Below are 20,064 nucleotides of genomic sequence, written 5' to 3' on the forward strand. Positions count from 1 at the left end.
TGTCAGCTTTGTTGTGTTGCAGTCAGGACGCGGCCGCGAGGACCTCGTCGAGAATGGTCTCTGCCTTCTCGGTGTCAGTGCCCTCGGCGAGCGCGAGCTCTCCGACGAGAATCTGACGAGCCTTGGCGAGCATGCGCTTCTCACCAGCGGAAAGCCCGCGGTCCTGCTCACGACGCCACAGGTCACGAACAACTTCCGCAACCTTGTTCACGTCACCTGAGGCAAGCTTCTCGAGATTTGCCTTGTATCGACGAGACCAGTTGGTGGGCTCCTCGGTGTGCGGTGCTCGCAGAACCTGGAAAACCTTGTCGAGGCCTTCTTGGCCGACCACGTCACGAACTCCGACGTACTCTGCGTTGTCTGCAGGAACCCGTACTGTGAGATCGCCTTGAGCGACCTTCAGAACCAGGTACTCCTTCTGCTCACCCTTGATGGTGCGGGTTTCGATAGCTTCGATCAGCGCCGCACCGTGATGGGGGTATACGACGGTGTCTCCGACCTTGAAAATCATGTGTCCCGTGCCCCTTTCGATTCCACTAGTTTAACACGTGAAAGAACCGACCACTCATCAACTGTGCAGGTCAGGGGCATCCTTGCTCGAGCGTAGGGGTTGACAGGGCTTGTTGTACGTGCATTCAACTGGTCTGGAGCACCCCTGCATAACCGACTGAAAGCCCACGCAGACAACCGTTGTGGCGACCCGACGGCCAGCCCGCGGGACCTTATCTACTACTCTGCCTAGTGGAGTGCGAACCTGACGCCGTGGAGGACAAATCGTGACTGCTATCCGTAAGCCGACTCGTCGAGTCGCTACCGCCATTGCACTGGCTGCAGGCGCAGCCATCGCGCTGTCCGCTTGCGGTTCCGGACAGGTGAGCCAGACCGCCGTCCAGCAGGCCGCCGTGAACGGCAACAGCGCCAACCTCGGTGAGATCGCACTGCGCAACGTGCACATCGCCTACCCCTCGTCCGAGGAATACAGCATCGAGCCGGGCGGCAACGCCGTGCTCGCGTTCACCGTCGTGAACGACAGCGCCGAGACCACGGACAAGCTCGTCAGCATCACCACCGATTACGCAGCACGCGTCATCGCGGGTGAAGAGGTAGGTGGCTTGACGATCAAGCCGCAGACGTCGCTGCAGGCCGGCCAGTTGCCCGCAGGCGAAGGTGCCGCGACCGAGGCAGAGACCCAGATCAAGAACAACGAAGAGAACGACGACGCACCCGCTGCGCTCACTCTCGTCGTTCTGCAGGACATCAAGGCAGGCGTTCGCCCCGGCTTGACCGTCCCGATCACCTTCAAGTTCGAGAAGGCCGGCTCGGTCACCGTCGACGTACCGGTCGACGCAGGCCCGCAGCTCGAGCGCAACGAGTCGGACAAGTCGCCCGACGTTGCAGAAGCCGGGCACTGAGCCCGAATCACCAAGGCGCACACTGCGCTTCGCAGAACAACTTAAGAATCACACTAGAGGCGGGGTCCATGTCGGACCCCGCCTCTAGTCTGTCCCGGTGGCCAAAGTGAAATCGAACTACCGATGCTCCGAATGCCAGTCGGTAGTGCCCAAGTGGGTCGGTAGATGTCCGGACTGCGATTCGTGGGGCTCGATGACCGAGGTCGCGGTAGTGGCACCCGTCGCCAGTCGCGCCGGCGCATCACTCGCCAAAGCGGGATCGAGCGCCGTGCTCCCTACGACGCCGGCCACGCCGCTGACACAGATCGACAGCACCTCGACGCAGGCCAAGCCCACCGGGATCGGCGAGTTGGACCGCGTCCTCGGCGGTGGCGTCGTACCTGGTTCGGTGGTGCTGCTCGCGGGCGAGCCCGGAGTCGGAAAATCGACGCTACTTCTCGAGGTCGTCTACCGCTGGGCGATGCGCAGCGCGGATGATCGAGCGTTGTACGTCACCGGCGAGGAGTCCGCCGGTCAGGTCCGACTTCGGGCAGATCGCACCAACTCTGTCCACGAACGGATGTATCTGGCGGCCGAATCCGATCTCGCGACCATCCTCGGCCACATCGAGCAGGTCAAGCCGACCCTGGTCATCGTCGACTCGGTGCAGACCATGCTTGCTGCCGACGTCGACGGAGTCGTCGGCGGCGTGACTCAGGTCAAGGCTGTCACCAGCGCCTTGACCTCCCTGGCGAAGGCCAGTGGAATCCCGGTGCTTCTGATCGGCCACGTCACCAAGGACGGCGCCGTCGCCGGACCGCGCTCGCTCGAGCATCTCGTAGACGTGGTTCTGCACTTCGAAGGCGACAAGCACTCCACGCTGCGCATGGTCCGCGGCGTCAAGAACAGATTCGGTGCGGCCGACGAGGTGGGATGCTTCGAGCTGAGCGAGCAGGGCATCAACGAGATCAGCGATCCGTCCGGCCTGTTCCTGCATCACCGCGAAGAAGCCGTGGAAGGCACGGCTGTCACCGTGATGATGGACGGTAAGCGACCTCTACTCGGTGAAGTTCAGGCCCTCGTCGCCGCCACGCCTCTACCGACACCTCGTCGAGCCGTCAGCGGGCTCGACACCGCCCGTGTGGCCATGGTTCTGGCCGTGTTGGAGCGCCGCGTCGGGGTGTCGATCTCGAAGGCCGACGTCTACGCGGCGACCGTCGGCGGTATGCGGATGACCGAGCCGGGTGCCGATCTGGCTCTCGCGATAGCGGTCGCTTCCGCTGTGAAAGCCAAACCTGTCCCCAAGGGGCTCGTCATCCTCGGCGAGGTCGGACTCGCCGGAGAGGTTCGACGAGTTGCCGGCGTGAACCGACGGCTGATCGAAGCTGCCAGATTGGGATTCACCAGCGCCATCGTGCCGGTCGATTCCGGCCCGAACATTCCCGGCATGCGCGTCAACGAAGTAGCGAACCTGGCCGAGGCACTCGCCTATGCCGGATTGATGGGCGGCAAACAAGCCCCGTCTCGCCCCAAGCTCACTCCGGTGAAGTGACCGGTCTGCGGCCGACTACCGCGTCAGACCGACGAGGTGCCGAACGGGGAAGTCGGTTCGCCGTCCACGAACTCCTTGGTCTTGGCGAAGTGTTCCGACGTGATGGTCAGGAACAGTCCGCGGGACGTTCCCACCACCGTGTCCGGATCCGCTGTCGGACCTTCGACGATCACCGCTTCCGCGCTGGTGTAGACCTTGCGGCGCACAACGCCGTCGATGCGAGCCCGAAATTCGAGCACCGATCCCAACGGGATGGGCCGGGCGAAGTCGATCTCGAGGTGCCCGGTCACCACCGGCGAGCCGAGAGCCATGCATGCCATGCCTTGCGCCTCGTCGAAAGCCGTCGACAAAATACCGCCGTGAATGACCCCCGGACCGCCCTGATACTTCTTGGCGACCTCCAGACGGCCCGTCACTTCCAACCCGTCACCAGCCCTGAAACTCATCGCCATTCCCGCAGGCTGGTCGTCGCCGCAGCCGAAGCATTTCGACCAGTGCTGAGGCAACTTCTCGCCGGCGGCCGGAAAGAATTCGACCGGCTCCGGGACAGTCAGGTCATCAGGCAGGGTCCAGGTACTACTCATGGATAGGTAATCTAAACGGGGATCAGTCCGGCGCAGGCATCGGACCCGACCGAAGTGACATCGACCTCAGCAGGGAGTTTCTCAATGATCAGTGCGATGGCGGACACACAGTCGTCGTCGGCATTGCGAGAGACCATCGCCAGGTTGGCGCCGGGTACCGCTTTGCGAGACGGGCTCGAACGAATTCTGCGCGGACGTACCGGCGCGCTGATCGTCCTCGGATACGACGAGGAGATGGAAGCGCTGTGTGACGGCGGATTCAACCTCGACGTGGAGTTCGCACCGACCCGATTGCGTGAGCTCTCGAAGATGGACGGCGCGGTAGTCCTCTCGACGGACGGCACACGCATCGTGCGCGCCAATGTCCAACTGGTTCCCGATCACAAGATTCCCACCGTCGAATCCGGCACCAGGCACCGTGCCGCCGAGCGCACGGCAATTCAAACTGGCTATCCCGTGGTCTCGGTCAGTCAGTCGATGTCGATCGTCAGTGTGTACGTCGGTGGTATCCGGCACGTCATCGACGGCTCGGCCACCATACTTTCGCGCGCCAACCAGGCCGTCGCGACGCTCGAACGATACAAAGCGCGACTCGACGAAGTGACACGGCAACTGTCGGTGGTCGAGATCGAGGATTTCGTGACTCTGCGCGACGCGTTGACCGTCGTACAGCGACTCGAAATGGTTCGCCGTGTGTCGATCGAAATCGAGCAGGATGTCCTCGAGCTCGGCACCGACGGTCGCCAGCTGGCACTGCAGCTCGAAGAACTGGTCGGCGACAACGACATTGCACGTCAACTGATCGTTCGGGATTATCTTGCCGGCCCCGAACCCATCGGCACCGCGGCGATGGACAACGTCCTCGTTGCACTCGATCGCGTCACCGACGCCGACCTACTCGATCTCACGACTCTTGCGCGTGTTCTCGGTTATCCGGGCACGATCGAAGCCCTCGACACTCCGATGACTCCTCGCGGATATCGCGTACTGATGCGTGTGCCTCGATTGCAGTTCCATCAGATCCACCGGCTGGTCGGATCCTTCGGCACTCTCCAGTCGCTGCTGGCCGCTACGGCTGCCGATCTGCAGTCGGTCGAGGGCATCGGCGGGCTGTGGGCCCGTCACATCCGTGAGGGACTTTCCCGGCTCGCGGAGACGTCGATCACCGGATCGTTCAACTAGCGGGCCTGTTCGGGCTTGCCCGCTCTCACGCGATGTTGAACGGCTCCGGGGAGCTTCGCAGTGCACCGAGCTGACCGACAACCGTGTACGCGCCTGCGCCCACCGGATTGCGCTCGGGGTTCTGCGCGGTCGCGCACTCGGGGGTCGACGTCGTGGCCGACCAGGCGACCTTGAACGCAGCTTGCTCGCCGGGAGCGAGATTGCGCACGTCAGCGGCGGGCTGGGGATAGCAGTCGACGTTGGACCACAACCGGGTCTTGCCGTCGATGCTGTAGACGAGCACCTGCTGAAGGCCGCCCGCCAGATCTCGATCACAGGGTGCCGAACCGATGTTGGTGATGACGATCGTGAAGGACGGCTCTTCACCAGGAGCGAAGGTCGCCTTGTCTGCGGTCGCCTTGACTGCCAACGACGAGTCCGCGCACTGACCAGCCGGGACCGGAGCGCCGGTGGTCGACGAGGACGAGGACGATGCCGACGTCGACGATCCCGAAGCCTGCGTGCCCGAGCCACCTGATCCACCCGCAGCACCGCCACCCGAACCACCGTTACCGTCCGGCGCGTTGGAGCCGGAAGGGTTGGGGGTGAAGGAGACGTCCGTCGTCAGCGAGGAACTCGCAGCGGCCGAATTGGCCTCAGGAGTATCGCTTCCACCGCCGAAGAGGGCGGACGCCGCCCAGATGATCAACGCCAGTGCAATGACGGCGGCACCAATGGCCAGCGCCCGGCGACGCCAGTAGATCTCGGGGGGCAGTGGTCCATTCGGTTCCAACACGGACTCAACGGTAGTTGGCGCAGGGTCCACTAACCGTCAGCTGAGGCGGCGTGTCGGTACCCATTGTCTGCTACCGGGTATCACTGCCCCGGAAGATCTAACCCTCGACGCTCTCGCCGATGTCGCCGACCGCGCCCTGAACTCGCATGTGACCGTCGGACAATGTGTACGTGACGCCGACGATCGCGCACGCACCGTTGTCCACCTTGTCTGCGATGATCCGCGACCTCTGCATGATCAACGAGCCGGTCTCCACGACGTGTCGACCTTCGAGTTCGTCGACGGTGGACAAGCCCTCGTTGCGCCCCATCAGGATGGACGGAGCAACGCGCTCGACCACGCTGCGAATGAAGCCGTCGGGAACCGCACCCTTGTCCAGGGCGTCGAGCGTTGCCTTCACCGCACCGCAACCGTCGTGACCGAGGACGACGATGAGCGGCACGTTGAGCACGTGAACCGCGTACTCGATCGAACCGAGCACCGAATCGTCGAGCACGTGACCTGCCGTACGCACGACGAACATGTCGCCGAGGCCCTGATCGAAGATGATCTCGGCGGCTACGCGCGAATCACCGCAACCGAACAGCACCGCGGTGGGGTGCTGCCCATCGACGAGCTTCGCGCGATCGGCGATTCCCTGGCTGGGGTGAATGGACGCGTCGTTGACAAATCGCTCGTTGCCTTCGCGAAGGGACTTCCAAGCGGAAATGGGGCTTGATCGTGGCATTCACTCATTGTGCACCCGTCGCATTTCGGACTCTCGCCGGGAAGGTTGCGTAGACGCAAACGGAAGCTCCGCGTCCACATTCACGCCTTGTGATGGCGTGCCCGAATTGGAACTTACTTCAGAGTCAGTTTCCTGATACCGTCTCCGAACGTGACCTGGAGCACTTCGACCTTCCGAGTGTGATCGAAGAAACCCGACCAGAACGATTCGGCCGGAAAGGGGGATGGCGTGAGCACTGAAGTTGGAACAACCGGGGACGCAACGCCTGCCTCCCCCGCCAAGACGAACATGTTCTCGAACCTGCTGTCCGAGATCGGACTGCTGTTCACCTTCACCGTTCGCGTATGCGTCGCCGCTTTCACAACTCTGCGACACAAGCGCCTCGCCTGGCGTGAGGCGCTCGACCAGATGTGGTTTCTCGCCCACGTCACCTCGGTCGCTTCGGCACTGGTGATGATTCCCCTCGGCGTGGGCGTAGCTCTCCAGATCGGTTCGCTCGCAGACCAAATCGGCGCGGGTTCATACAGCGGTGCAGTCGTCGCGTTCCTCATCATCGGACAGGCCGGACCGCTGGTCTGCGCCCTGATCATCGCCGGCGTCGGCGGTTCCGCAATCTGCGCAGATTTGGGAGCGCGCACGATCCGCGAAGAGATCGATGCGCTCGAAGTACTGGGCCTGCCGGTGTTGGAACGCCTGGTCGTGCCGCGGATGATCGCAATTGCCGTCGTCTGCCTCCTGCTGAATTCGATAGTTCTCGTGATCGGTTTGGGCGCAAGCCTCTTCGTTCACGTCCTGATACTCGACGGCAACGCACAGAGCTTCCTGCGCAATCTTGTTCAATTCAGTCAACCGAGCGACTTCGTCGTCTCCGGTATCAAAGCCGTTGCCTTTGCTCTCATCTCGGGAATCGTGGCCTGCTACAAGGGCCTGACCGTCAAGCGCGGAGCTCAAGGCGTCGGCGACGCAGTCAACGAGACCGTCGTGCTCTCGTTTGTCCTCGTGTTTGTCGCCAACCTCGCAATTACCCAGTTCTACCCGCTGTTCGTCTCGGTGAAGGGTGCCTACTGATGCACCTGCCCATCGCAATTCGTGCCAAGCGGGCCAGTTCGCGCACCGTCGACGGTCTGAGTCGACTCGGCGATCAGTTCACGTTCCACGCGCGTGTCATCACCTCGATTCCGGCAACCCTCAAGCGATATTGGCGTGAAGTCGCCCGTCTCGTCGCCCAGGTGGCATTCGGTTCGGGCACCCTGCTCGCCGGCGGCGGCAGCGTCGTCGTGATCTTCGCGATCTCGTTCTTCGCAGGTTCCCAGATCGGACTCGAGGGCTACCGCGGACTCAACCTCGTCGGCCTCGCACCGCTGTCCGGCGTGATGTCCGCCATCGCGAATACTCGTGAGGTCGCACCACTCGTTGCCGCAATCACCTTGGCTGCCAAGGTCGGAACTGGATTCACCGCGCAGCTCGGAGCCATGCGGATCTCCGAGGAAATCGACGCACTCGAAGTCATGGCGATTCCCTCGCTGCGATACCTGGTCACCACCCGAATGATCGCGGCGCTCATCGCGGTGGTCCCGCTGTACCTGGTCGGCCTGTTTGCTTCGTACATGGCAACGGCGCTTGCGGTGATCCGGGTCAAAGGCCAGTCGGAGGGAACATACGGCTACTACTTCAGTCTTTTCCTCTCTCCCAACGACATCTGGTTGTCCTTGATAAAAGTCATGGTGTTCGCGGTCGTCGTGACCCTCGTGCACTGCTACTACGGTTATACCGCGACGGGCGGACCTGAAGGCGTCGGGCGAGCAGCCGGGCGAGCGCTGCGCACCAGCATCGTCTTCCTGGCCTTCACCGACGTCGCCATGACCATCGCGCTCTGGGGACTCAAACCTCAGGTGCCCGGGTTGACCGGATGATCGTCACGGGTACCAGTCGAATTACACTGGCACTGCGTGGTTTACTTGCGATAGTCCTGCTGATCGTCGCCTACGTCTTCTTGTTCAGCAGGGGCACGGACACGTTCAGTTCCACACCGCAGGTCAGTGCTGTCGTCCCTGCCAGCGCCGGTGCGCTGCGAGTCGGATCCTCGGTTCAGTACCGCGGCGTCGTCGTCGGTTCGGTCGCCGATATCGAGCCTGGCACCACCGCTTCCACCATCTCACTCGCAATCGACGAGGGTGCATTCGAGGACATACCGTCGGCAAGTCAGGTGCGGCTGATGCCCCGCAACATCTTCGGCGACTTCTTCGTGGACCTGATTCAACCTGACGGTCTCTCGCGCGGTCCTGCTCTCGCGCCGGGTACCGAGTTGGCATCAGATCAGTCCGAAGTCGCGGTCCAGCTCTACCAATCGATCTCACGGATCTACTCGCTCGTTTCTTCCCTCGACCCCGCCGACATCAACGTGGCGCTCACGGCAGTCTCGGATGCGATGAGCGGCAAGGGAAACCAGATCGGTGAGTCTCTCGATTCAGTCCACCAAGCGTTGGTCGGTGCGCAGCCCGTCATCGACGGACTCGGTGACGACCTCGACGACATAGCCACGCTCGCCGACAGTCTCTCGACGAGTGCGCCCGACATGCTCGCCGCATTCGAGAACTCCATCACCACATCCAAGACCGTCGTCGAGAAATCCGACGGATTGGCGGGGCTTCTGCGAGCAGGCACCAGCACGGGATCTGCTGCCACGAGTCTGATCGGCGACAATCGCGACCGCCTGATCACCTTGGTCGACGACGCCGATTCCCTCACCGGTGCAATCACTTCGCGGCCGGACCACATCACCACCTTCTACAACGGCCTGCGCAATCTCACGATCAAACTCCCGCCCGCATTGGCGCACGGCCCGTGGCTCAGCACTGACCTGCGCCTGTCTGTCACAGATCTGTATCCGTACGGAAAGACCGACTGCCCACAATACGACGGGACCCGCGGCCCCAACTGTCCTGCCGCCGCGACCGCGTTCGGCGGAACCGTCGGCCCGGTCGGCAGCCCTGCCGAACAATCCCTGATCTCAGCTATCACCCAGGGCAGTACAGCTTTGGACACTCTCGTGGCGGGGCCGGTCTTTCGCGGCACGACGGTGGTGGGCGGATGAGCGTGAAGAAATCTCTGATCAGGTTCGGACTGTTTGCCGCGCTGTCGATTCTCGCCACCGTGGTCGTGGTGAGCACTCTGATCAACCCAGTCTCCGGGTCTAGTTCGCAGTACCGGGCCGTCTTCGTCAATGCCTCCGGCCTGGTCACCGGCAGCGATGTTCAGATCGCCGGGGTGCGAGTAGGGCGCGTCGACAGCGTCGAGTTGGTGAACAACCAAGCCGTCGTCGGCTTCGAACTCGAATCTACACAACGTATTCCGACCGACGGTCGGGCTGTGGTGAGGTATGCAGATCTGCTGGGGGCACGGACGATCTCGATTGAACCCGGACAGGGCGAACTCGTAGCCGGCAACTACCTCTCCCCCGGAGCCACAATTCCCGTGGAACAGACTCAGCCGGCGATCGACCTCACCGACATCCTCGGCGGTTTCCGTCCCCTGTTCGACGCACTTGACCCCGCAGAAGTCAACGAGCTTGCCGCACAAGTCGTCCAGGTATTCCAAGGACAAGGTTCCACCATCGAAAGCCTGCTGGAGCGCACAGTTGCCGTCACCGAGAACTTGACGTCCCGAGACGCGATCTTGGACCAACTACTGACCAACCTCGACCGGGTACTCACCGTCACGACGACGAATCGACCCAACTTCGTCGAGATGATCAACACGCTCGACACGCTGGTAGGCGGTTTGGCACAGGATCGCCAACAGATCTCGGCCGCAGTTGATTCCGCAGGTGCCCTGACTTCTTCCCTTCAGGACTTGGTGACGCGCGTGGAACCGGACTTGGCTGGCGCGCTGACTTCGATCGATCAGTCGGCCAGCGTCGTCGTCGACAATCGTGAGTCGCTGGCGACCGGTATCACCGCTTTCGATCAACTGTTCACCCAATTGGGAATCGCAATGAGCTACGGCAGTTGGGCGAACATCTACATCTGTAACTTCCGGCTCAGCGCGCTGGACCAATCGGTGACTCTCGGCGGCCCCGAGCGTTCGGCGGTGTGCCGATGAACTGGCTCACCGTCAAGACCCCGGTCCGCAACGGAATGATCTGCATTCTCGTCGGAGTCTGTGTCGTTCTGGCCGCACTCGTTGTCCCTCAATTGATCTTGAAGGTCAAGACCAACGAGTACAACGCCGTGTTTGCCAACGCCACCGGATTGACGCAGGACGATCCGGTCAACGTCGCGGGAGTCCCGAGCGGGGTGGTCACCTCGTTGGCGGTCAGCGGCAACTCCGTTGAAGTCACCTTCCGACTCGACGACGGCGTCACTCTCGGCGAAAACTCGCGCGCGGACATCAAGATCTCGACTCTGCTCGGCCGACGCTCGCTCGACATCACTCCGAACGGATCGCGCTCGTTACCCGGAGGTTCGACCATTCCCATCGAGAACACGAGTGTTCCGTTCACCCTCGACGATCTCGGACGAGGAGCACAATCCACTTCGGAAAACCTTGATCTGCAACAACTGCGAAACATGCTGACCGTGGTGTCCGACAACTCACCGGACGATCCCGAACTCATTCGCCGCTCGCTCGAGGGAATCGACGCACTCTCCGGAGTAGTCAACGACAACGACGTTGCGCTCCGTTCCCTTCTCACCGGAGCGCAGCAGATGACCGCAACACTGATCGAGCAAAAGGACACTCTGGAAACCCTTCTGGGAAATGCGGACCTGGTGATGGCCACGATCGCCGACCGGCGAGATGTGCTGAATGCGCTTGTACAAGACCTCAATCAGTTGAGCACCACACTTGCCCAGTTCCTGGGCGACAACCAGGCATTGGTCGACTCGGTCATGGGAGACATCCACGAGGTGACGGGAGTGCTTTCCGAGAACGAACAATCACTGACCACGTTGCTCGACAACTTCGCCCCCAGCGTTCGGTATGTCACCAATGCGACCGGTAACGGCAACTGGCTCGACCTCAACTCGCCCTCCACCCTCATCCCGGACAACTGGTTGTGCGTCGTCGGGCTCGTTCAGGGGTGTCGATGACCACGACCGTCAAGAAGCTCGCCGTGCTGGCAGCGATAATGATCTGCGCGATCGGTGCGGTCCTGTTCGTCACGCGTGACGAACACCAACTCACTCTCACTGCCGAATTCACCTCGACCGACGCCATCTTCACCGGCAACACGGTGACTATTCTGGGAGTTCCCAGCGGGAGGGTCGAGAGCGTCACGCCGGAAGGGTCCCGGGTACGAGTGGCGATGAGCCTGCCGTCCGGAACACGCATACCGGCCGACGCGCAGGCCTGGGTCCTGTCTCCTTCGGTCATCAGTGACCGCACGATCGAACTCGGCCCCGGCTACGAGGACGGTGAGTTCCTCGTGGACGGCGCAGTGATCCCTCTCGAACGAACTCACTCCCCTCTGACATGGGACCAGCTCACCGCATCGGTGAACGAACTGACGGTGGCGCTCGGCCCTGGCGCGGACGGCGGTGGGATCGGTGACCTCATCGGAGAAGGCGCCCACGCGTTGGACGGCAACGGGCAAGCATTCAACGATGCCGTTCGGTCCATCTCACAGGCTAGTTCGGTACTGGCGGGTGCAAGTCCCGACATCTCCGAACTCGTGAGGAACCTGAACACCCTCGTGCAGTTGATCGCGGACAACCAGACCAAGGTCGACTCGCTGTCGAATTCGGTGACAGTCACCGCCCGCGCGTTCAGTACCCAGCGAGACGACATCAGCGGGGCGCTCGATTCCCTGACCACGTTGCTCGGACAGGTCTCAGCGCTACTCGCCGAACACGGCGAGGCGGTCACCGCCGATCTGGGTGCGCTCGCACAGTTGGCCGGTGCAGTCGCGACCAAACAGGACCAACTGCGCGAGATCATCGAAACGGCACCAACGGGATTCGAGAACGTCGCCAACCTCGTCACCGAAGAAGGCCGAGCCAGAGCGCGATTGAACGTCGCCACCGATCTCTCACAGTTCGACACGACGCGAGAACTGTGCGAGAAGATGCCGATTCCGCTGTGCACCGGGCCTGGGATCGTCAATCCCATCGAATTTCCTTCGGCAGGCAGCTCCGACCTGGCACGCATCCTCGGTGGGGGCAACTGATGGCGTCGAACAAGTCCGTGGTGAGCGTTGTCGTGGCACTTGTCATCGCGGCGCCGTTGACCGGCTGCAGTCTCAACTTCCAGCACCTCCCCCTCGGGCGCAGTCTGCCAGGAGAGTCGTACCCGCTGAACATGGAATTCGTCGATGCGTCATTACTCCCCGTCGGCGGCGAGGTGCGGATCGGCCAGGCAGTGGTCGGCAGAGTCACGTCGATGAGCGCGGAAACATTTGCAGCCGTAGTACATACAGAAATCGAATCGGACATCGAACTACCCGTCGGCACTCGCGCTCGGATCGAGCTGTCCACTCCGATCGGCGACGCATTTGTCAACCTCGAAGTTCCGGTCGATCCAACGGGCCCCAGGCTCGAACCAGGTTCCACCATCGCGCGATCGGAGACCGTGCGCGGACCCGATGTCGCACAACTGCTCGGCGCCGTCGGAACTCTGTTGAACGGCAGCGGGTTGGCGCAGGTCAAGAACATCGTCAGTGAGGCTGATCAGATTCTCGACGGCAGGGAAGAGACGATCCGCGATCTGCTTGCGCGCCTTGACACTTTTCTCGGAACACTTGAGGACCGAAAGGAATCGATCAATTCGGCACTGAATTCACTGAACCGGCTCAGCGCTCTGATCGGTGACGAGAGCGCCACCATCGACGAAGGCTTGCGAACACTCACACCCGCATTGGGCGTGATCGCCGACCAACGACAACCGCTCCTCGATCTACTCGACGAAACCGATCGGCTCAGTACCGCAACCAATTCCGTGCTCGACCAGTCGGCCGACCAGATTTCCGAGATCACCGGACGACTGTCACCCATCCTCGACCAGTTCTCGGCAATGGGCCCGACACTGAGTGAGACCATGTCCAACCTGGACAACGCAAGAGCGCTCCTCGAGCGCGCCAGCCCAGGTGATTACGTGAACATCGACCTCGACGTCGATGTCGAGGGCACCGTGACCGGGGTGCTCAACGAGATAATTCCGGGCGCCGCACCGCCACTGCCACCTCTGCCCGCCTCCGATCGGGAACTGCCGATCACGACACCCCTGCAAGGAGGAACGCGATGAAGAACCGAACCGTCTATTTCGAGATCGTCGCCTTTCTCCTCATCGCGGTGGTAAGCACTACGTATGTGCTCCGACAAGTAGGTGCCGGAGATCCTTTCACCGGAACATTCTCGGTCACCGTCGAATTGGAGAACGCGGCCGGAATCGCTCCGGGTTCGGAAGTGGCCTATCGCGGAGTCACCGTCGGCGACGTCGAGTCGGTGGAGGTGGACTCTGCCCAGGACCTCGTCGTGATGACGTTGAGCATCGCCGCCGACCAACAGATCCCCAACGATTCGCATGTGGCCATCAGCCAGGACACCGCCGTTCCGGTATTGAAAGTTCAGTTGTCCTCGCAGACCGACGGCGGCCCGTATCTGGTTGAAGGTTCGGTTGTTCCGACTGAGCGAACTTCGATCCCGGTCGCGTTGGGAACCGTGATTGCGAATTTCAACGCTGCTGCCGACACCGTCGATCCGGCAGATCTGCGTACCCTCTCGCACGAACTCGGTGAGGGATTGAACGGATTGGGTCCGGATCTGCAGGCGCTCGTCGACAACTTCGACGTGCTCGCGCGCACTGTCCAAGCCGATCAACCGCGTGTCAACACACTCGTCGAGAACTCGCGCTCACTGTTCACTGCGAACGAGGAAAATGTTGACGCTCTTCCCGAAGTTGCACTCACACTTCGCCAATTGACAGATCAGGTACGAAACTCCGATCCGCAACTGCGCACACTCCTCGATCGAAGCCCGAGTGTTCTCGACAATCAGATACTGCCTCTCATCGAGCAGAGTCGTGAGCCGTTCAGTCTGCTGTTGGCCAATTCTCTCGTCTCCACTCAGATCGTCACTGCACGGATGCCTGCCGTCGATGCCTTGTTGGTGGTGGTGCCCAAAGGATTCGAGAAGTTCGGAAGTATCGTCAAAGACGGACGGGCACAGCTTGATCTGATCACAGCACTCGGCCCGGTCTGTATCTACGACACGCCCCGGCGATCGGTACAGGACACCTCACCGACCACGCTCGACAAGAACCAACACTGCGCGGACCAGTCGGGCCGGATCCAGAATCGCGGTTCGCAGAACGTCCCCACCGGAACTGGAACGATCGACGGGGTTGCCGAATACGATCCTGCTCTCGGCACAGTTGCGGCCGGTGACGGAACGTCGATTCGTCTGGGCCTCAACGGTGGTCAGAACACCGTTCTCGGTGACAACTCGTTTGCCGCACTACTAGTACAAGGAACGCAATGACCGAGACACCCCAATCCCAGACCCCCGACAGTCCGACACCCGAGAGTCCGACACCCACAATCGTCGAAAAGCCCAAGCGGCTTCGCAAGCAGACCTTGTTGATCGTTGCCGGCGTCCTGGTCGTGGTCGCGGCGCTCGGATGGGGCGCATTCGCGACCTGGCAGAAATCGGCCGACGAAGACGCGCGTACCAGCGCACTGGACAGCGGACGACAATTCGCCACTGATCTTGCGACGTACAACTTCCAGAACCTCGATCAGAATCTTTCCGTGGTGCGTGACAACTCTGTCGGTGAGTTCGCCGGTCAGTACGCCCAGGTGGCAGCCAACCTGCAGAACATGATCGTGCAGTATCAGGCGACCTCGTCCGCTCAGATCATTTCAGCCGGGCTGGCGAGCAGTGATCGCGACAACGCCGAGGTGCTCGTGTTCCTCGATCAGACGATCACCAATACCAACTCCCCCGATCCGAGGATCGACCGTAACCGCATGCAACTTTCTCTGGTCCGCGAGGACGGCGATTGGAAACTGAGCAACGTGCAGTTGTTGTGACTTCGTCGCGGCGTAGTATCTCCCCGAGCATTATCGAGCGATAGCTAGGGGACCACGTATGGCCACGAAAGATTCGGCGAAGGACGCCACAGCCAGTTGGCGACGGATCGAGCCGCTCGAGCTGACTCCTATCCTGGAAGCCGCCCTCGAAGGATTCTACGACAACGGGTTCCACGGTACTTCGATACGCGAGATCGCACGCCGCGTCGGCGTGACGATCCCCGCCCTCTACTACCACCACCAGAGCAAAGAGGGGATCCTCCTTGCTCTGCTGGAGATTTCGACCAGTGACGTCCTCGCTCGTGCCCACAGCGCGTACTCCGACGGCGGAGACGACCCTCGACAACAGCTCACCAACGTCGTCGAAGCGATCGTGCTTCGTATGACGACCCGCTCTCGGTTGGCAGCCCTCGAGGGGGAAGTGCGCTACCTCAGTCCCGAACACCGACAGCGATATCGTGTCGTACGCAAGGGCGTCGAAGAATTGGTGCTCGGTATAGTCACCGAGGGTTCGGAACGAGGTCTCTTCTCAGTAGCAGACGTGCCCGAGACCACCCGCGCACTTCTCGCGATGTGCCAGTCGATTCCGCGCTGGTATCACGCCGAGGGAGAACTCACCCCGGAAGAGGTAGCTCAGAAGTACGCCGTGATCGCACTGAATACGGTTGGATGCAAACCCGGCCGCAAGCGTGCACGTTGATTCTCATACTGTCCTGTATCGCGCCCGAAGTTCGCGCTTGAGGATCTTGCCCGTAGCACCCAACGGAAGTTCCGTGACTATCTCGATGGACTTGGGGCACTTGTAGCCGGCAAGTCGGCTTCGAACGAAACCTGAAATCGAGTCGGTATCGAGTTGATGCCCTGCAGCAGCAACTACGACGGCTTTGACCGCCTCGCCCCACAGTGGATCCTCCACTCCGATGACGGCAACTTGGGATACTCCCGGATAATCGGCGATGACCGATTCGACTTCGATGGGATAGACGTTCTCTCCACCCGTGATGATCATGTCCTTCATCCGATCGGTGATGTAGACGTAGCCCTCGCTGTCGACCCGTCCCACGTCGCCGGTGTGGAACCACCCGTCGGTATCTATCGCAGCGGCAGTCTCTTCCGGCCGTCGGTAGTAACCTTCGGTCGTTTGCGGAGACCTGACATAGATCTCGCCGGCCTCGCCGACCGCAACTTCCTCGCCTTCCGGTGACATCACCTTCAAGTCCACCCAGGGGTAGGGTTTTCCGACCGAGCGCAGCAGTCCGACCTTCTCGCCGTCCACCGCATGGTCACAAGAATCAAGTTGTGTTACTGCTCCATGCGTTTCGGTCAGCCCGTAGACCTGGAACAGGGGCTTGCGGAACGTCTCGAGAGCTCGCTTCAAGACCCATGGTGTGATCGGGGAGGAACCGTAAGCGATCGATCGGAGAGTTGCGAAATTGCGCTCTCGCGCGCCTGGTACGTCGACCAGCATCCCGATGACGGAAGGCACGAGAAAGGTATTGGTGATACTCATCCCTTCCAGTACTTCCAACAGACCGGCAGGTGTGAATTCTGGGAGAACGACGTTATGGGCGCCATTCGCAAGCCCCACGAGCGCCCAACCCAATCCACCGATGTGGAACAGTGGCATCGCACACAAGCTGACCGAGGATTCGTCGAATCCCCATGGCCCGCCGGTTCGCGTGCATGCCTCCAGGTTCCTGTTGGACGTGAGAACGCCTTTGGGTTTTGCCGTCGTTCCGGATGTATACAGTTGCAGTACAACGTCGTCCAGGCTCCCTCTCCATCCCGGATCGACCGAACTTGCGCCTGCCGATCGCGCTTCGTAGTCGAACTCCTCGGAACCGTCGATCCTCACGACACGCAGCTTCGTCCCTCCCGATGCCTGCACCGCCGAGACCACACCCTCGAATTCACTGTGGAAGAACAACACACGAGCGTCCGCGTCGGCGAGCACCTCGGCAACCTCGGCGCCGGACAACCTCCAATTGATCGGGATTGCCACTGCCCCGATCTTCGCTGCCGCAAGTACGATCTCGACGACTTGAGTCGAGCCTCTGTCCACCACGGCCACCCTGGTTCCAGATCTACAACCCAGGTCGAGAAGAACGTTGGCCAGCCGACTGGTGCGGAGGTCGAGCTCGGCAAACGTCATCGACCCGTCTCGACCTGTCAACGCGAGGGCGTCTGGTCGTGCAGCAGCGTGGCGTCGAGACTCATCGGCAAGGCGATATTGCGAGCACATCGTGAAAAGCCCTTTCTGGATTGGACGTAACTTCCGGCCCGGGCGCGTGGACGACACCCGGGCGCTATCAGCACCGACGAACTCTCGACGAGCTATTGCATCGCCCCGATGTGTTTCATCACGTCCGGGTACCGACGTAAGTGGGCACCCCCGTTGACATCGAGAACCTCGCCCGTGATCCACGAAGAAGCATCGGAAGCGAGGAAGAACACCGCTTCGGCAACGTCGCGTGGCAACCCGTTACGTCCGAGCGGAGTGTTCTCGGTGAAGTCCGCCTGAATAGCCGGCACACCGGTGAGACCCTCGACAAGTGGCGTTTCGACAAGACCTGGCGAAACCGCGTTGACGCGTATCCCCCGGTCTCCGAGTTCGAGTGCCGCAACCTCGGTGAGCATGGCGAGGCCAGCTTTGGCGGAGCAGTATCCTGCAAAACCTGCAGCCGCCTGCCGTGCGTTCAATGAGGTGATCGAGACGATCGATCCACCGGCAGTCATGGCACGCGCCGCGTGCTTGATCACGAAGAACCCTCCGGTGAGACAGATGTCAACGGTGCGCCGCCAAGTCTGCGCCTCCAAATCCGTTATGTAGCCCGGCAGATTCACCCCGGCACAATTGACCGCGATATCCAACCGACCATGCTGCGCCTCGGCCCCCTCGAATATCCCCTTGACCGATTCTTCGTCGACGACGTCGACCCGGACTGCTTCAGCTCGCCCACCGAGTTCTACGGCGCGTTTCCGCCCGCCTTCGATGTCGATGTCGCCTATCACGACGCTCACACCTTCGGCAGCCAGCAATTGCGCTGTTGCCCAACCGATACCGGATGCTCCGCCGATCACGACGGCTACTGCACCTTCCATTCGCCCCGGCATCAGCGAGGAATGTTCTCGTAGTACGGGACAACGATTTCGTCCGTACTCGTGACGTCACCGAGCATCATCGTCGTGATGGGGTGGACTACGTGCGGGTCCACCTCGACGTTGATACATGCGGGAACCCCTGCGTCGAACGCGCGTTTCATAGCGTCGGCGATGGAGGCGACATCCTTAACACGCTCTCCGTATCCACCGAAGGCCTCGGCAACCTTCTCGTATGCGCTGTCTGCGAGTTCGGATACGACAATTCCTTCGTCCCCGTACACCGCTTCCTGACCGTGGATCGACATCCCCCACACTGCATTGTTGAATATCACTGTCACAACAGGTATTCCATGACGGGCCATCGTGTCGAATTCCTGGATGTGGAATCCTGCCGCGCCGTCACCGGTAATGAGCACGACGGGTGATTCCGGTCGTGCTCGATGTGCGCCGATCGCGAAACCGGGCCCCACACCCAGACATCCGAGGTAGCCGAGCCTCAAGACACCACCAACCTCTTCGGCGGTAGTGAAGAACTCGCCCCACGACGGGGCCTCGGCACCGTCCATCACGAAAGTAGTACCGGGCGGGCAGGCTTCGACGATCGCGCGCGCTGCAAAGTACGGATGCGCCTTACCGCTTTCCGTCGCTTCGTCCTCGAAACGATGCCGGTGCGCATGTTTCGCACTGGTGGCGGCATCGACCCAGGCACTCCAATCGGGCCATTGACGTTGATCAGCAGCAGTTTTCAAAGCGATGAGCGCTTCTCGACAGTCGGCAAGTATCGGAACGTCCACGTCCTGCATACGCCCGATTTCGGACGCGTCGACGTCGATCTGCACCAACCGCGCACCGGGGAACAAGCTGGTGCGTCCGCCGGTGAACATCCCGGCTCGGGCACCGACAACGAACACCACGTCGGGGGTCGGATACCCAAGGGCAGGCAACGAGCCGATCGCCAACAGTCCGCCGCCGGCCAGTCGATGGCTTGCGGGTACCGCTCCATCGGACTTCCCGGGGTAGAACACCGGCACGTCCACCGTTTCCGCGAACGCCACCAGCGCCGAGCTCGCATGGGAGAAAGTGACGCCACCCCCGATCACAATGGCGGGGTTCGTCGCTTCACCGAGCAGATCGAGAGCGGCCTCGACCGCTGCAGCAGTCGGACCCGACCTCGCACTCACGGTGTAGTTCACCGGAAATCTCACGGTGTCTTCGTCGGCTTCACCGAACATCACGTCGATCGGCACTTCGAGCAGCACCGGACCCGGAATTCCGGTCGTCGCCTTACGAATTGCCAGAGCAACTATCTCGGGGACGCGTGCCGGATCGGTGATGCGGTATGCCCACTTGGTCACCGGAACAGCTGCGGCAATCTGATCGAAACCACCCTGAAGCGGATTCGTCTCGGTCTCACGCATCGGCGGAGCACCGACGACGAAGATAGTCGGCGTGCGATCGAGGAGTGCATTGGTCAGCGCGGTGTAGACATTGGTGAAGCCCGGGCCGGAGGTGACCACACAAACGCCGTAATTGCCCGTCACTCGCGCGTACGCATCCGCAGCGTGTCCCGCAGTGGCTTCGTGTCGGGTGTCGGTGAGCCGGATGCCGTGACGTCGACAGGCTACGAGGAAAGCATCCAAGTGCCCTCCGTGCAGGGTGAAGACCTCGGTTGTGCCCGCTTCAGCTAGTGCCCTGGCAAGTAATTCGCCACCGTTGACAATCATGT

At 61.5% G+C, this 20,064-nt stretch carries 20 protein-coding genes; 13 read left to right on the forward strand and 7 right to left on the reverse strand.

What is annotated here, in order from left to right:
- Positions 1-22: 22 nt before the first annotated feature.
- On the reverse strand, positions 23-511 hold the full coding sequence (gene carD, locus AC2ETI_RS12300; RefSeq protein WP_003945666.1) for an RNA polymerase-binding transcription factor CarD: 489 nt from the start codon (positions 509-511) through the stop codon (positions 23-25).
- A 265-nt stretch (positions 512-776) separates the two neighbouring features.
- Between carD and AC2ETI_RS12305 the strand changes: the two genes are divergently transcribed.
- Both AC2ETI_RS12305 and radA read left to right on the forward strand, forming a co-directional pair.
- Positions 777-1,412 carry a copper chaperone PCu(A)C domain-containing protein gene (locus AC2ETI_RS12305; protein WP_021342814.1) on the forward strand — a complete coding sequence of 212 codons (636 nt, stop codon included), beginning with the start codon at positions 777-779 and terminating at the stop codon, positions 1,410-1,412.
- Positions 1,413-1,509: 97 nt separating this feature from the next.
- Positions 1,510-2,943, forward strand: a complete 1,434-nt coding sequence (gene radA, locus AC2ETI_RS12310; protein WP_003945739.1) for a DNA repair protein RadA — start codon at positions 1,510-1,512, stop codon at positions 2,941-2,943.
- A gap of 23 nt (positions 2,944-2,966) precedes the next feature.
- Here the strand turns inward: radA and AC2ETI_RS12315 are convergent, their stop codons facing one another.
- On the reverse strand, positions 2,967-3,527 hold the full coding sequence (locus AC2ETI_RS12315; RefSeq protein ID WP_019746834.1) for a PaaI family thioesterase: 561 nt from the start codon (positions 3,525-3,527) through the stop codon (positions 2,967-2,969).
- Positions 3,528-3,623: 96 nt separating this feature from the next.
- Between AC2ETI_RS12315 and disA the strand changes: the two genes are divergently transcribed.
- Positions 3,624-4,709 (forward strand): DNA integrity scanning diadenylate cyclase DisA, encoded by a 1,086-nt coding sequence (gene disA, locus AC2ETI_RS12320; protein WP_024487741.1) that lies wholly within the window; start codon positions 3,624-3,626, stop codon positions 4,707-4,709.
- A 25-nt stretch (positions 4,710-4,734) separates the two neighbouring features.
- On the opposite strand, the gene AC2ETI_RS12325 is transcribed toward disA, so the two are convergent.
- Positions 4,735-5,484, reverse strand: coding sequence for a DUF4232 domain-containing protein (locus AC2ETI_RS12325; protein ID WP_029254432.1), 750 nt, complete (start codon positions 5,482-5,484; stop codon positions 4,735-4,737).
- A 97-nt stretch (positions 5,485-5,581) separates the two neighbouring features.
- Positions 5,582-6,211, reverse strand: coding sequence for a carbonic anhydrase (locus AC2ETI_RS12330; RefSeq protein ID WP_317551648.1), 630 nt, complete (start codon positions 6,209-6,211; stop codon positions 5,582-5,584).
- 228 nt (positions 6,212-6,439) lie between these two features.
- Here AC2ETI_RS12330 and AC2ETI_RS12335 point away from each other — a divergent pair, with 228 nt between their 5' ends.
- The 10 genes from AC2ETI_RS12335 to AC2ETI_RS12380 are packed head-to-tail and all read left to right on the forward strand — an operon-like array spanning position 6,440 to position 15,936.
- Positions 6,440-7,279, forward strand: a complete 840-nt coding sequence (locus tag AC2ETI_RS12335; RefSeq protein WP_020968384.1) for an MlaE family ABC transporter permease — start codon at positions 6,440-6,442, stop codon at positions 7,277-7,279.
- Entirely contained in the window at positions 7,279-8,124 is an 846-nt protein-coding gene (locus AC2ETI_RS12340) for an MlaE family ABC transporter permease (protein WP_020906104.1), read from the forward strand. Before AC2ETI_RS12335 ends, AC2ETI_RS12340 begins: the two co-directional genes overlap by 1 nt.
- Complete coding sequence (locus AC2ETI_RS12345; protein ID WP_446837279.1) at positions 8,121-9,305, forward strand: MCE family protein; 1,185 nt, start codon at positions 8,121-8,123, stop codon at positions 9,303-9,305. The genes AC2ETI_RS12340 and AC2ETI_RS12345 overlap by 4 nt, the downstream gene beginning before the upstream one ends.
- Entirely contained in the window at positions 9,302-10,312 is a 1,011-nt protein-coding gene (locus AC2ETI_RS12350; RefSeq protein WP_020906102.1) for an MCE family protein, read from the forward strand. The genes AC2ETI_RS12345 and AC2ETI_RS12350 overlap by 4 nt, the downstream gene beginning before the upstream one ends.
- Positions 10,309-11,301 (forward strand): MCE family protein, encoded by a 993-nt coding sequence (locus AC2ETI_RS12355; protein ID WP_483633973.1) that lies wholly within the window; start codon positions 10,309-10,311, stop codon positions 11,299-11,301. Before AC2ETI_RS12350 ends, AC2ETI_RS12355 begins: the two co-directional genes overlap by 4 nt.
- A complete protein-coding gene (locus AC2ETI_RS12360; RefSeq protein ID WP_446837277.1) occupies positions 11,298-12,377 on the forward strand; it encodes an MCE family protein in 1,080 nt (359 codons plus the stop codon). Before AC2ETI_RS12355 ends, AC2ETI_RS12360 begins: the two co-directional genes overlap by 4 nt.
- Complete coding sequence (locus tag AC2ETI_RS12365; protein WP_195791531.1) at positions 12,377-13,450, forward strand: MCE family protein; 1,074 nt, start codon at positions 12,377-12,379, stop codon at positions 13,448-13,450. The genes AC2ETI_RS12360 and AC2ETI_RS12365 overlap by 1 nt, the downstream gene beginning before the upstream one ends.
- Entirely contained in the window at positions 13,447-14,685 is a 1,239-nt protein-coding gene (locus tag AC2ETI_RS12370; RefSeq protein WP_264613859.1) for an MlaD family protein, read from the forward strand. The genes AC2ETI_RS12365 and AC2ETI_RS12370 overlap by 4 nt, the downstream gene beginning before the upstream one ends.
- Entirely contained in the window at positions 14,682-15,236 is a 555-nt protein-coding gene (locus tag AC2ETI_RS12375) for a hypothetical protein (RefSeq protein WP_019746822.1), read from the forward strand. Before AC2ETI_RS12370 ends, AC2ETI_RS12375 begins: the two co-directional genes overlap by 4 nt.
- Before the next feature lie 58 nt (positions 15,237-15,294).
- The gene (locus AC2ETI_RS12380) at positions 15,295-15,936 is read left to right on the forward strand and encodes a TetR/AcrR family transcriptional regulator (protein ID WP_069146941.1); all 642 of its coding nucleotides are present in this window, start codon (positions 15,295-15,297) and stop codon (positions 15,934-15,936) included.
- A gap of 3 nt (positions 15,937-15,939) precedes the next feature.
- Here the strand turns inward: AC2ETI_RS12380 and AC2ETI_RS12385 are convergent, their stop codons facing one another.
- The 3 genes from AC2ETI_RS12385 to AC2ETI_RS12395 form a co-directional block, all read right to left on the reverse strand.
- Positions 15,940-17,478 (reverse strand): long-chain-fatty-acid--CoA ligase, encoded by a 1,539-nt coding sequence (locus AC2ETI_RS12385; protein WP_069146940.1) that lies wholly within the window; start codon positions 17,476-17,478, stop codon positions 15,940-15,942.
- A gap of 92 nt (positions 17,479-17,570) precedes the next feature.
- Positions 17,571-18,350, reverse strand: coding sequence for an SDR family NAD(P)-dependent oxidoreductase (locus AC2ETI_RS12390; RefSeq protein WP_047888203.1), 780 nt, complete (start codon positions 18,348-18,350; stop codon positions 17,571-17,573).
- Positions 18,350-20,062: a thiamine pyrophosphate-binding protein gene (locus AC2ETI_RS12395; protein WP_446837275.1), complete on the reverse strand. Its 1,713-nt coding sequence runs from the start codon at positions 20,060-20,062 to the stop codon at positions 18,350-18,352. The genes AC2ETI_RS12390 and AC2ETI_RS12395 overlap by 1 nt, the downstream gene beginning before the upstream one ends.
- Positions 20,063-20,064: the final 2 nt, after the last annotated feature.

Source organism: Rhodococcus sp. MurmanLake-1 (assembly GCF_056945715.1).